General features: G+C 67.4%; 10 protein-coding genes. 7 read left to right on the forward strand and 3 right to left on the reverse strand.

Annotation, left to right across the window (positions count from 1 at the left end):
- The first annotated feature begins 10 nt into the window (after nt 1-10).
- The 5 genes from infB to pnp all read left to right on the forward strand — a co-directional run bounded on the left by infB (nt 11) and on the right by pnp (nt 6,922).
- Nucleotides 11-2,650, forward strand: a complete 2,640-nt coding sequence (gene infB, locus ACO6VK_RS05335; protein ID WP_422505888.1) for a translation initiation factor IF-2 — start codon at nt 11-13, stop codon at nt 2,648-2,650.
- A 99-nt stretch (nt 2,651-2,749) separates the two neighbouring features.
- Entirely contained in the window at nt 2,750-3,169 is a 420-nt protein-coding gene (rbfA, locus tag ACO6VK_RS05340) for a 30S ribosome-binding factor RbfA (protein WP_422505889.1), read from the forward strand.
- Nucleotides 3,170-3,321: 152 nt separating this feature from the next.
- The gene (gene truB, locus ACO6VK_RS05345; protein ID WP_422505890.1) at nt 3,322-4,230 is read left to right on the forward strand and encodes a tRNA pseudouridine(55) synthase TruB; all 909 of its coding nucleotides are present in this window, start codon (nt 3,322-3,324) and stop codon (nt 4,228-4,230) included.
- Nucleotides 4,231-4,402: 172 nt separating this feature from the next.
- Nucleotides 4,403-4,663 carry a 30S ribosomal protein S15 gene (rpsO, locus tag ACO6VK_RS05350; RefSeq protein WP_017355941.1) on the forward strand — a complete coding sequence of 87 codons (261 nt, stop codon included), beginning with the start codon at nt 4,403-4,405 and terminating at the stop codon, nt 4,661-4,663.
- A 150-nt stretch (nt 4,664-4,813) separates the two neighbouring features.
- Nucleotides 4,814-6,922, forward strand: a complete 2,109-nt coding sequence (gene pnp / locus ACO6VK_RS05355; protein ID WP_411851625.1) for a polyribonucleotide nucleotidyltransferase — start codon at nt 4,814-4,816, stop codon at nt 6,920-6,922.
- A gap of 151 nt (nt 6,923-7,073) precedes the next feature.
- Here the strand turns inward: pnp and ACO6VK_RS05360 are convergent, their stop codons facing one another.
- A complete protein-coding gene (locus ACO6VK_RS05360) occupies nt 7,074-8,084 on the reverse strand; it encodes a tetratricopeptide repeat protein (protein WP_422505891.1) in 1,011 nt (336 codons plus the stop codon).
- A 231-nt stretch (nt 8,085-8,315) separates the two neighbouring features.
- On the opposite strand from ACO6VK_RS05360, the gene ACO6VK_RS05365 reads away from it, so the two are divergent.
- Complete coding sequence (locus ACO6VK_RS05365; protein ID WP_422505892.1) at nt 8,316-9,500, forward strand: glycoside hydrolase family 18 protein; 1,185 nt, start codon at nt 8,316-8,318, stop codon at nt 9,498-9,500.
- Here the strand turns inward: ACO6VK_RS05365 and ACO6VK_RS05370 are convergent.
- Complete coding sequence (locus ACO6VK_RS05370) at nt 9,488-9,871, reverse strand: VOC family protein (RefSeq protein WP_422505999.1); 384 nt, start codon at nt 9,869-9,871, stop codon at nt 9,488-9,490. The genes ACO6VK_RS05365 and ACO6VK_RS05370 overlap by 13 nt on opposite strands.
- 124 nt (nt 9,872-9,995) lie before the next feature.
- Between ACO6VK_RS05370 and ACO6VK_RS05375 the strand changes: the two genes are divergently transcribed.
- Entirely contained in the window at nt 9,996-11,561 is a 1,566-nt protein-coding gene (locus ACO6VK_RS05375) for a winged helix-turn-helix domain-containing protein (protein WP_422505893.1), read from the forward strand.
- Here the strand turns inward: ACO6VK_RS05375 and ACO6VK_RS05380 are convergent.
- Nucleotides 11,530-12,615 (reverse strand): serine hydrolase domain-containing protein, encoded by a 1,086-nt coding sequence (locus tag ACO6VK_RS05380; protein WP_422505894.1) that lies wholly within the window; start codon nt 12,613-12,615, stop codon nt 11,530-11,532. The two genes, ACO6VK_RS05375 and ACO6VK_RS05380, sit on opposite strands and share 32 nt — an antisense overlap.
- Nucleotides 12,616-12,637 lie beyond the last annotated feature (22 nt).

Genomic DNA, 12,637 nt, shown 5'->3' on the forward strand with positions numbered 1-12,637 from the left:
TAGGATCCGAATGTCGCAGCAAACCACCATCCGCAAGCTTGCCGAACTGGTCAACACTCCGGTCGATAAACTGCTCGTACAGCTTGCCGAAGCCGGCATGAAGTTCAGCGGTCCCGACCAGGTCGTGACCAGCACCGAGAAGGTGAAGCTCCTGGGCTTCCTTCGTCGTTCGCACGGCAAGACCGAGCAGCCCGTCGAGAGCACCGACGAGGCCGCCAAGAAGATCACCCTCAACCGTCGCAAGTTGCAGGAAGTGACCGTCAGCGCCGGCCGCAGCAAGACCACCGTCAATGTTGAAGTGCGCCAGAAGCGCACCTACACCAAGGACAGCAGTGGCAAGGCGATGACGCCGGATGAGGAGCGCGCCGACATCCTGCGCAAGCTGGAGGAATCCCGCCAGCGCAATCTGGACGAGCAGCGCGCACTGGCCGAGAAGGACCGTGCGCGCGACGAAGAAATCGCCCGCAAGCGTCAGGAAGAAATCGACGCCAAGGAACGTGCCGAAGCCGAGCGCAAGGCGGCCGAAGCCGCTGCCGAAGCGGCCAAGAACGCACCGCCCGCACCGGCCCCGGTTGCAGCCAAGCCTGCCGCTGCCGATGCGCCGGCCCGTGGCCCGCGTCCGTCCGCGCCGTCGGCGGCACGTCCGGCACCGCGTGCGGACGACCGCAACTCGAACAACAACAATCGCCCGGGCGCCAAGCGCGACGACGATGGCGGCAACCGCTTTGCCGGTCAGCTGCATCTGTCGGCCGCCGATCGTGCCCGCCGCGGCAACAACAGCAACTCGCGCGGTCGTCCGACCGGGCGCGTGCAGCACGGTGGCCGTCGCGACAGCAACCAGTCGCGCAGCGGCGGTGGTGCACATGGTTTCGAACGTCCGGTCGCTCCGATCGTGCGTGACGTCACCATCGGCGACACCATCACCGTGGCCGATCTGGCCCAGAAGCTGGCCGTCAAGGGCGGCGATGTGGTCAAGGCGCTGTTCAAGATGGGCGTCATGGCGACCATCACCCAGACCATCGACCACGACACCGCCGCGCTGGTGACCGAAGAACTCGGCCACAACGTGATCCGTGCCAACACCAATGACGCCGAAGACGCGCTGCTGGCGCTGGCCGGTGGCAACCAGGGCGAGCCGGTGGCACGTCCGCCGGTGGTCACCATCATGGGCCACGTCGACCACGGCAAGACCTCGCTGCTGGATTACATCCGCCGCACCAAGGTCGCCACGGGCGAAGCCGGTGGCATCACCCAGCACATCGGTGCGTACCACGTTGAAACGCCGAAGGGCGTGATCAGCTTCCTGGATACCCCGGGCCACGCGGCGTTTACGTCCATGCGTGCCCGCGGTGCCAAGCTGACCGACATCGTGGTGCTGGTGGTGGCCGCCGACGACGGCGTCATGCCGCAGACCAAGGAAGCCATCCAGCACGCCCGTTCGGCGGGTGTGCCGCTGATCGTGGCGATCAACAAGATCGACAAGTCCGGCGCCGATCCGATGCGCGTCAAGAACGAGCTGCTCACCGAGCAGGTCGTGTCCGAAGACTTCGGTGGCGACACCCAGATGGTCGAGATCTCGGCCAAGGCTGGCCTGGGCATCGACGACCTGCTCGACGCGATTTCGATCCAGGCCGAACTGCTGGAACTGAAGGCCGTGGCCGACGGCCGCGCCAGCGGCGTGGTCATCGAGTCCTCGCTGGACAAGGGCCGTGGCCCGATCGCCACCGTGCTGGTGCAGCAGGGTTCGCTGAAGAAGGGCGACTACCTGGTCTGCGGTATCCAGTACGGCCGCGTGCGCGCCCTGTTCGACGAAACCGGCAAGCAGCCGGACCAGGCCGGTCCGTCGATTCCGGTGCAGGTGCTGGGTCTGTCCGGCGTGCCGGATGCAGGCGACGACTTCGTCGTGGTCGAAGACGAGCGTCTGGCCAAGGACGTCGCGCAGCAGCGCGAGACCAAGCGCCGTGAATCGCGCCTGGTGCAGTCGGCCGGCAGCCGCATGGAAGACATCATGGCGACCCTGGGCAAGGGCGATGGCCAGCAGGTGCTGAACCTGGTGATCAAGGCCGACGTGCAGGGTTCGGTGCAGGCGCTGAGCCAGGCACTGGTGGCGCTGTCCAACGAAGACATCCGCATCAACGTGATCCACTCCGGCGTGGGCGGCATCACCGAGTCGGACGCCAACTCGGCGGTCGCTTCGAAGGCCACCGTGATCGGTTTCAACGTGCGTGCCGACGCCTCCGCGCGTCGCATCATCGAATCCAACGGCGTGGACCTGCGTTACTTCTCGATCATCTATGACGTGATCGACCAGGTGAAGCAGGTGGCTTCCGGTCTGCTCGGCGTGGAAATCCGCGAAGAGATCATCGGTATCGCCCAGGTGCGCGACGTGTTCCGCAGCTCCAAGTTCGGTGCGGTGGCCGGTTGTATGGTCATCGAAGGCACGGTCAAGCGCAGCAAGCCGATCCGCGTCCTGCGCGACAGCGTGGTGGTGTTCGAAGGCGAGCTGGAATCGCTGCGTCGCTTCAAGGAGAACGTCGAGGAAGTCCGCAACGGTACCGAATGCGGTATCGGCGTGAAGGCTTACAACGACGTCAAGCCGGGCGACCAGATCGAGTGCTTCGAACGTATCGAAGTGCCGCGCACCCTGTAACAGGGAACAGCAGGGCCCGACCATCGGTCGGGCCCTGCCAACATTCCGGGTAGCGACCGTGGGTCGTGACCTGCTTATCCGAACATTGAAGAGTGTCTCGTGCCAAAAACCTTCCATCGAACCGACCGTGTTTCCGCCCAGATCCGCCGTGAGCTGGGTACGCTCGTGCACAATCTGGTGCGTGTGCACGGCTTGCCCTCGGTGAGCGTTTCCGACGTCGAAATCACCCGTGACATGGCGCACGCCAAGATCTTCGTCACCGCGCTTATGCCCGAGCGTTCGGCAGAGGCGATGAAGGGCCTGAAGGAGTTGGCCTGGGAGCTGCGCATGGATCTGGCCAAGGCCATGAAGCTGCGCCACGTCCCCGAGCTGCACTTCCACTACGACGATTCGGTGGATCGCGGCGAGCGCATCGACAACATCCTGCGCGACCTGCCCGACACGCTTGCGGCCGAGAAGAGCCGCGACGTTGACGGCGACGACGCTGACGACACCGACGACACCGACGACACCAAGTAACGTAGCGCCGGGCTCTGCCGCGCTGTGATCAGCGGGCGACCGTGCAGTGAACGCATCGCCATGCGCGGGCACATCGCCGCGCAGCCCGGAGGTGCCGCCTTGCATTTTCGCCACGTGGCGGCCGAGTCGGCCGCAGGAATACCATCGTTCCCATGACCCGAATTACCTTCCGTCGCCTGGATGGCCTCCTGCTGCTCGACAAGCCGGGTGGCATGAGTTCCAACGCGGCGCTGCAGATCGCACGACGCCTGTTCCGTGCCGAGAAGGGCGGCCATACCGGCAGCCTGGATCCACTGGCCACCGGCCTGCTGCCGCTGTGCTTCGGTGAAGCCACCAAGATCGCCGGGCTGCTGCTGGGCTCGGCCAAGGCGTATGACGCCGAAGTCGTGCTGGGCCAGACCACCGACACCGACGATGCCGACGGCACCGTGCTGCGCGAGCGTCCGGTACCGCCCATCAGCGCCGAGACGCTGGAAGCGGCGCTGGCGCCGCTGCGTGGACGCATCCGCCAGCGCGCCCCGATCTACTCCGCGCTCAAGCAGGGCGGTGAGCCGCTGTATGTGAAGGCGCGCCGCGGCGATGCGATCGAGGCGCCCGAGCGCGAGGTCGAGGTGCATGCCATCGAGGTGCTGGCGCAGCAGCCGACCCGCTTGACCCTGCGCGTGACCTGCGGCTCGGGGACCTATATCCGCAGCCTGGCCCGCGACCTGGGCGAAACCCTGGGGTGCGGCGCGCATATCGCCGGCCTGCGCCGCCTGTGGGTGGACCCGTTCCGGGATGCCCCGATGGTGACCCTGGATACGCTGCGGGCGATGGCCGCCCAAGGCGATGAAGCCGGCATGGAGCGCCTGCTGCTGCCGCTGGCCGACGGCCTGGCGCACTACCCGCGGGTGACCCTGGATGCTGAACAGGCGGCCCGGTTCTGCGTGGGCCAGCGCCAGCGTGGCGAGGGCTGGCCGGCGGGGCTGGTGGTCGTGTACGGCCCGGAGGACGCCATTCAGGGTCTGGGGCAGGTCGACGACAGCGGGCTGCTGGCCTCCCAGCGCCGTTTCAACCTCTGACCGCTGGTCCGGCAACACCCCCCTGGTCCTTGTCCCGGACGGCCGCGACCGTTACAATTTCGCGGCCTTTTCAGGCTTCCCGCCTTGTGCGGGTTCATCCTTTCGTTCACGGCGAGTCACGCGGTACGTCAATGGGACGTTTCTGCGGGCCACGCATCCAAGAGAAAATAAAATGTCGATCGACACCCAGAAGGTCATTGAAGACAACAAGCGCAGCTCGGCTGACACCGGCTCCCCGGAAGTCCAGGTTGCACTGCTGACCGCCCGCATCGAACTGCTGACCGGCCACTTCAAGACCCACAAGAAGGATCACCACAGCCGTCGTGGTCTGCTGCAGATGGTCAACCGTCGCCGCAGCCTGCTCGACTACCTGAAGAAGAAAGATGGCGTGCGTTACAAGGCCCTGATCGAAAAGCTCGGCCTGCGTCGCTAAGCAGGAATCCCGACCGCGGCGCAGGAATGCGCCGCGGTTTTGTTTTGGTAGTACCGCATCAAACGCCTGGACCGGACCACCGGTCACCCGTCGGCGGCAAGGGTCGCCCGCGGTCCATTCGAAGAAAGCATCATCCCAAGGACATCCCCCGTGGCAAAAATCACCAAAACCTTCCAGTACGGCAAGCACACCGTCACGCTTGAAACCGGCGAAATCGCCCGTCAGGCCGGTGGCGCCGTCATCGTCAAGTTCGACGACACCGTGCTGCTGGTCTCCGCCGTGGCTGCCAAGAGCGCGCGTGAGGGCCAGGACTTCTTCCCGCTGACCTGTGACTATCAGGAGAAGTTCTACGCCGGTGGCCGTATCCCGGGTGGCTTCTTCAAGCGCGAAGGCCGCGCGACCGAAAAGGAGACGCTGATTTCGCGTCTGATCGATCGCCCGATCCGTCCGCTGTTCCCGGAAGACTACAAGAACGAAGTGCAGATCATCGCCACGGTGATGTCGCTGAACCCGGACATCGACGGTGACATCCCGGCGCTGATCGGTGCCTCGGCCGCGCTGTCGCTGGCCGGTACCCCGTTCAAGGGTCCGATCGCCGCTGCCAAGGTCGGTTACAAGAACGGTGAGTACATCCTCAACCCGACCGTGACCGAACTGAAGGATTCGGAGCTGGAACTGGTTGTCGCCGGTACCGCCAACGCCGTGCTGATGGTTGAATCCGAAGCCGCGCTGCTGTCCGAAGACGTGATGCTGGGCGCCGTGACCTTCGGTCACCGCGAAATGCAGAAGGTCATCAACGCCATCAACGAGCTGACCGTGGAAGCCGGCACCAAGCCGTCGACCTGGGTTGCCCCGGCCAAGAACGACGCGCTGATCAGCGCCCTGCAGGAAGCCATCGGCCCGCGTCTGGGTGAAGCCTTCCAAGTGCGCGACAAGCTGCAGCGCCGTGACGCCATCTCGGCGATCAAGAAGGACGTGACCGAGTCGCTGGCTGGCCGTGTGGCCGCCGACGGCTGGAACCCGGCCGAGCTGTCGAAGGAATTCGGCGAGCTGGAATACAGCACAATGCGCAACTCGGTGCTGGACACCAAGGTCCGCATCGACGGCCGCGCGCTGGACACCGTCCGCCCGATCGCCGTGCAGACCGGCATCCTGCCGCGTACCCACGGTTCCTCGCTGTTCACCCGCGGTGAAACGCAGGCCATCGTGACCATCACCCTGGGCACCGCCCGTGATGGCCAGGTCATCGATGCCGTGTCCGGTGAGTACAAGGACAACTTCCTGTTCCATTACAACTTCCCCCCGTACTCGGTGGGTGAGACCGGCCGCATGATGGGCCCGAAGCGTCGCGAAATCGGCCACGGCCGTCTCGCCAAGCGCGGCGTGCTGGCAGTGATGCCGTCGCTGGAAGCCTTCCCGTACACCATCCGCGTGGTCTCGGAAATCACCGAATCCAACGGCTCCTCGTCGATGGCCTCGGTCTGCGGTTCCTCGCTGGCCCTGATGGACGCCGGCGTGCCGGTGAAGTCGCCGGTCGCGGGTATCGCAATGGGTCTGGTCAAGGAAGGCGAGCGCTTCGTCGTCCTGTCCGACATCCTGGGTGACGAAGATCACCTGGGCGACATGGACTTCAAGGTCGCTGGTACCGCTGAGGGCATCTCTGCCCTGCAGATGGACATCAAGATCGAAGGCATCACCGAAGAGATCATGAAGCAGGCACTGCAGCAGGCCAAGGCTGGCCGTCTGCACATCCTGGGCGAAATGGCCCACGGCCTGACCGCACCGCGTCAGGAGCTGTCGGACTACGCGCCGCGTCTGCTGACCATCAAGATCCACCCGGACAAGATCCGCGAAGTGATCGGCAAGGGTGGTTCCACCATCCAGGCCATCACCAAGGAAACCGGCACCCAGATCGACATCCAGGACGACGGCACCATCGTCATCGCCTCGGTGAACGCGATCGCGGCGCAGGCTGCCAAGTCGCGCATCGAGCAGATCACCTCGGACGTCGAGCCGGGCCGCATCTACGAAGGCAAGGTCGCCAAGATCATGGACTTCGGTGCGTTCGTCACCATCCTGCCGGGCAAGGACGGCCTGGTCCACGTGTCGCAGATTTCCAGCGAGCGCGTCGAGAAGGTCGGCGACAAGCTGAAGGAAGGCGATGTGGTCAAGGTCAAGGTGCTGGAAGTCGACAAGCAGGGCCGTATCCGCCTGTCGATGAAGGCCGTCGAAGAAGGCGAGGGCGTGGCTGCCGAGTAATCGGCGCACGCCGGTTACGGCAGGTGAGGACCGTTGGTCCTCACGCTTCCGGGCTGCTAGGTAGGTGAGGACCGTTGGTCCTCACACCTTCGAACAAAAAAAGCGGGCTTCGGCCCGCTTTTTTGTTGTCTGCGTTCCGAGGCCGGCGCGGCTACGCCACGTCGTCTTCGTCGTCCTGCTCCACCTCGGTGGGATCCAGCCACCACACCTGCCCATCGGCGGGCGCGCTGGCGGACCCGTCCCGGCTTTCGATCGCATCGAGGGCGCGCCCGGGCCCCGCCGCCACCCAGTCGGCGAGCAGGCGCTCCACCGCCGCCTTCCCCTGTGCGCCGATGCCCAGGGTGCGCTCCACCTGCCAATCGTCGTTGCCGGCAGCACCGTCGTCATGATCGGCCGCGGTATCCGCTGCGTGCGGCACACCGTAACTGCAGCGCAGGCACAGCGACCGCACCGACGCGGTCCAGTCCTCGACGTAGCCGATGCCCGGCAGCTGCGCGTCCTGCAGCGCCGCCATGTCGTCCGCCGACGGACACCGGATGAACGCCACGAAGGTGCGGTGGTCCGATGCCTGCAACGTCTGCAGCGCGTTGAACACGGGCACCGTGCCGCCGTTCAATGCGCGCTCGCCGGTCTTGGCACCATCGTGCAGCACGATATCGAACAGGCGATGCCCGCTGCTGCCGAACGGCACGTTCACCACCCGTGCGCGCACCACGTCGATGCGGCGCGCGTAGACCGTCTCGCCGCTGCCCCACGGATCAAGCCGGACGCAGACCATGCCGAAATCGGTGTCGATCGGACCGTCGCCGTCAGGCACGTTGATGCCGCACTGCGCCCACTGGCGGCGGGCTTCGGCCCAGTCGCCCAGTGCCGTGGCGGCAATCCCTGCATTCCAGGCCGAGGCCTCGTCGAACGCCTCCTGCAGCGCCTGCGCGCGCAGGTTGTGCTCCAGAGAGGCAGGCCAGTCGCGCAGGTACTTGTGCGCCAAACCGCGCATGTAGTGCAGGTACGGCACATGCGGGGCATGCCCGCTGAGTTCGCCGAACAGGGCGCTCGCCTGCTGCAGGTGGCCGGCGTCGAACGCAGCGTAGGCCTCGGCTTCCAGCGCCATCAGCGCGTCGTTGTCCGGCGGGGTGGGTGAAGCGTCGGCGGTAGCGGTCATGGGAGGACGGGCAGGTGATGTAGGTGCGCACTGTAGCGGCTGCGCGCGCAACCTGCGCCTGCCATTGCGTGGCATCGTCCGCTGCCGGCGTGTCCCGGTGCGACGTTGCGTTGACCTGTGCGCGGCGGCACGCGTTGTCCACCGGACGGGATTGCCGGACATCACCTCCCATGCGCCGATTCCGCGTGTGGTGTCTGCTAACGTGGCCCGGCCTTCGACCCGGGAGATCTCATGTTCCGCCAGACCGTGGCTGTACTCGCTGTCCTCATCGCCGGCTGCCTGCCGATGGCCGCCTCCGCCGCCGACCCGTTGCCGAAGGTGATCGGTGCCTACTATCCCGGCGGTTCGGCGGAGCGTTATCCGGTGGCGTCCATCCCGGCCGATACGCTGACCCATCTGTTCTACGCGTTCGCCCGCATCGAGGACGGTCGCTGCGTGGTCGATGCGCAGGCGGATGCGCACTTCAAGGCGCTGGCCACGCTCAAGCGCGCACATCCGACGCTGCACACGCTGATCTCGATCGGCGGCTGGAATGCCGGCGGTTTCTCCGACGCGGCGCTCACTGCCGAACGCCGCCAGCAGTTCGTGCGCTCCTGCGTTGCGTTGTTCTTCCAGCAGCACCGCGGCAGCTTCGACGGCGTGGACATCGACTGGGAGTTTCCCGTGTCCGGTGGCCCGGTAGAGATCACCGACCGCCCGGAGGACCGGCGCAACATGACCCTGCTGGTGCAGGAATTCCGCCGCCAGCTCGACGCACTCGATGGCGGCAACGGCCCGCACCGGCTGCTGACGGCTGCGTTGCCGGCCGGCCGCGTGCAGACCGATGGTCCGTACGATCCCGCGCTGAGCTATGAGCTCAAGGCGCTGGGGCAGGAACTCGATTTCATCACGCTGATGAGCTACGACATGGGCACCGGCTTCTCCAAGGTGTCCACCTTCAACGCGCCGCTGCGCGAGGTGCCCACCGATCCGCTGGACCCGGCGCTGCGCCGCTGGAACAACGTCGAAGGGGCGGTGGCCTACTACCAGCTGCACGGCGTACCGGCCGACAAGCTGGTGCTCGGGGTGCCCTTCTACGGGCGCGGCTTCCGGGTCACCACGCAGAGCCGCGATGGCCTGTACCAGCCGTACAGCGCACCGTTCGATGCCGGCGACTGGCGGCGCATCAAAACGGCGTTCCTCGACCAGCCCGGCTGGCAGCGGCATTGGCATCCGGTGGCGCAGACGCCGTGGTTGTACAACGCCGCCGAGCGCGTGTTCATCAGCTATGAAGACCCGACCTCGATCGGCCTGCGTGCCGCGTTCGCGAAGGACCACCAGCTGCGCGGCGTGTTCACCTGGGAGCTGACCGGCGACGACCCGCAGGGCAGCCTGCTGCAGGCGATGGCCGCGCCGTTCCTGCCTCACGCCAGGTAGCGCGATACCTCGATCAGGTTGCCGTCCGGATCGCGGAAGTACACCGACAGGATCGGTCCCGTGGCCCCGGTGCGCTGCACCGGGCCATCCTCGATGTGCACGGCCTGCGCGTGCAGATGGGCGAGGATCTCGTCCATCGTTGCGTAGGTGATCAGGCACAGGTCCGCCGAACCGGGCGTGGGGCGGAGCGCCTTGGGCGCGAACTCGTTGCCGTGCGCGTGCAGGTTGATCTTCTGCAGCCCGAAGCGCAGCGCGCGGCGTCCTTCGCCGAAGTGCACGATCTCCATGCCCAGTACGCGCTGGTAGAAGTCGCAGGTGGCGGCGATGTCGGCCACGGTGAGGACGAGGTGGTCGAGGCGGTCGATGTGCAGGTCGGTCATGGCGATGGACGGAGCGGGAGGGCGGCCTACTGTAGGACGGCGGCGGCCATCAACGGGTGAGGGTGCATCCCGTCGCCAGCGACGGCAACGCGCGGCGTGCCCTATGCTGGCCGGCATGGATACCGTTCGCCTGCAGGACCTGGATATCGACCGCGCCGCCCAGCAGGTTCGGCGCGGCGATGTGGTGCTGCCGGTCAGCGGGCTCAGTTGGCGGCTGCTGGACTGCCTGCTCGCGCATGGCACCGACGTGGTCACCTTCGACACGCTGGCGCAGGAGGTGTGGGCGCCGGCGGTGGTCGGCGAGGATGCGATCAGCCAGCGGGTGAAACTGCTGCGCCAGGCGCTGGGCGACGACAGTCGACGTCCGCGCTATGTGCGCTCGGTGCGTGGCCGCGGCTACCAGCTGTGCGCTGCGGCGCAGCCGGTGCCCGCAGGCATTGGCGCCGCGCCGGTGGCGGCGCGGCGCTGGCGCTGGTGGGGGGCTGGCGCTGCCGCCGTCGCGGCGGTGGTGCTGGTGGTGGCGTGGCCGGTGGCCGTACCGCCATCGCCGGCCGACCCGCTGCTGCAACGCGCCGAGCACTACGCCGGCATCGGCCAGGCCAGCAACAACGGCCGCGCCATTGCCCTGTATCGCCAGGCGCTGCAGATCGATCCGGACTCGCTGGCGGCGCGGCGTGGGCTGGCGCGTGCGCTTGCGGCCGAGGCCTGCCTGTTCAATGGTCCACGCGAGCGCGCCGAGGAGGCGCTGCAACTGGCGGGTCAGGTGCTGCGCGCTGCCCCCGACGAGGCCGCCTCGTTCGTCGTGCGCGGCTACGCCTACGATTGCCTGGGGGCGATGCCGCAGGCGGTCGCCGACTACCGGCAGGCGCTGCGGCGCGATCCCGGCGATGAGCGCACACGTGCGTCACTGGCGTATCTGCAGCAGGAACAGGGCCAGCTGGCGCAGGCCCTGCAGGAAAATCTGGGCCTGAAGGCGCCCGAGCGGATCCGCTTCCGCGATGTGCAGGTCGCGCGCGAACTGGAACTGCTTGGCTTCACCGAGGCCGCCGCGCGCCGCCATGAGCGCAGCTTCCAGCTGTATCCGGACAACGTGTTCGCCAACATCGCCTGGCCGCACAGCCTGCTGGCCAGGGGTGAGCCGGGCAGGGCACGGCAGGCGCTGGACCTGGCGCTCGGGCGCGGCACGCCGCATCCGCAACTGCTGCGCCTGCAGGGCGAACTGCTGCTGCTCCAGGGCGACCGTGCGGGCGCGGCGCAGGCGTTCGAGCACAGCCGCCAGCTGCGTCCGCAGCAGTCGATGGGGCAGACCCTTGCGGGCCTGCATGGCACTGGCCCGGTGACCCCGGACTGGATCGACGGGCGCCTGCGTGGCCTGTCCGCCGAGGCGGGCGATGGCTGGGCGGACACCGCACTGGAACGCGCGTTGCTGCACCAGGCGCAGGGCAATGCCGAGGCGGCACTGGCCGACCTGCACCGCGCCGTGGATGCAGGATTCCGCGACGCCGGTTGGCTGCGGGCCACGCCGCTGTTCGCCGGCCTGCGCGGCACGGCCGGGTGGCCGCGCCTGCTGGCCAGAATCGACGCGGACGTGGCCACGCAGCGCGCCCGCGTGCTGGCGGCGGCGTGGCGTCCGAGTGACCTGGACGGGCTCAGCGCAGCGCCGGCAGCAGGAACCCGGTGAAGATGCGCCGCGACTGCGGATGGGCGAAGCTGCGGTTGTAGGCGCTGCTGGTGATCACCGCGACCAGCTTCTTCTCCGGCAGCACGAAGACATAGTTGCCGCCGTTGCCGGACATCGCCCACACGGTGGTCTCACGGCCGTCCACCGGGAGCGTGAGTCCCCACCACTGGTAGCCGTATGCGCTGCCGTCGTCGGTGCGCGCCTGCTCGCTGACCATTGCCCGCACGTAGTCGGCCGGGATCAGTTGCCGGCCCTGCCAGGCACCGCCGTCCAGCACCAGCTGGCCCAGTCGCGCCAGATCGCGGCTGCGGTAGCGGGTGCCGCCGCCGCCCATCCCGATCCCCTCGGGCGAGCGGTTCCAGTGGCTGCCGTCGATGCCCAGTGGTCGTTCCAGTGCCTGCGCCGCGTACGCGGCCAGCGGCATCCCGGTGGCACGCTCAAGCACGGCGCCGAGCACGAACGAGTTGGCGGTGCAGTAGGCGTGCGCACGGCCATGCGGGCTGGCCTCGGGCCGGGTCATCCACGGTGCGAACCCCTTGACCGGCAGGGACAGCGCGAAGTCCAGCCATGCTTCGGTGACATACATGCGTTCTTCATTGCCGGCCGAGAACGGGTTCTGGTCGTCACACTCCCACAGGCTGCTCATGGTCAGCAGGTCGTCCAGCGTGGTGGCGCGCAGGCGCGGATCAATGCGGTGCTGCGCGGTGAACGCGGGAAAGTAGTCGTACACGCGGGCCTGCACGCCGGGCAGGTGGCCGTCGCCGATTGCCGCGCCCACCAGCAGGGCGGTGACGCTCTTGCTGGCCGAGCGGACGTCGTGCAGCGTCTCCTGGCCGGCGCCGTTGAAGTAGCGCTCATAGACCACTTCGCCATCGACCATCATCAACACGCTGGAGACCTGTTTGATCTCCTCGCTGGCGATGGCCGATTCGAGTGCGGTGAGCCTGGCCGTGTCCAGCGGAGCCGGGGTGGCCTGCGCGGCGAGGGGCAGGCAGGCGGCCAGGGCCAGGGCCAGGGCCAGGATCAGCGGGGCTGCGCGGCGGGTAGGGTGCATGGGTGGGTTCCTCGGGATGGGG

It is taken from the genome of Stenotrophomonas sp. GZD-301, assembly GCF_049310345.1.
Lineage (GTDB): Bacteria > Pseudomonadota > Gammaproteobacteria > Xanthomonadales > Xanthomonadaceae > Stenotrophomonas.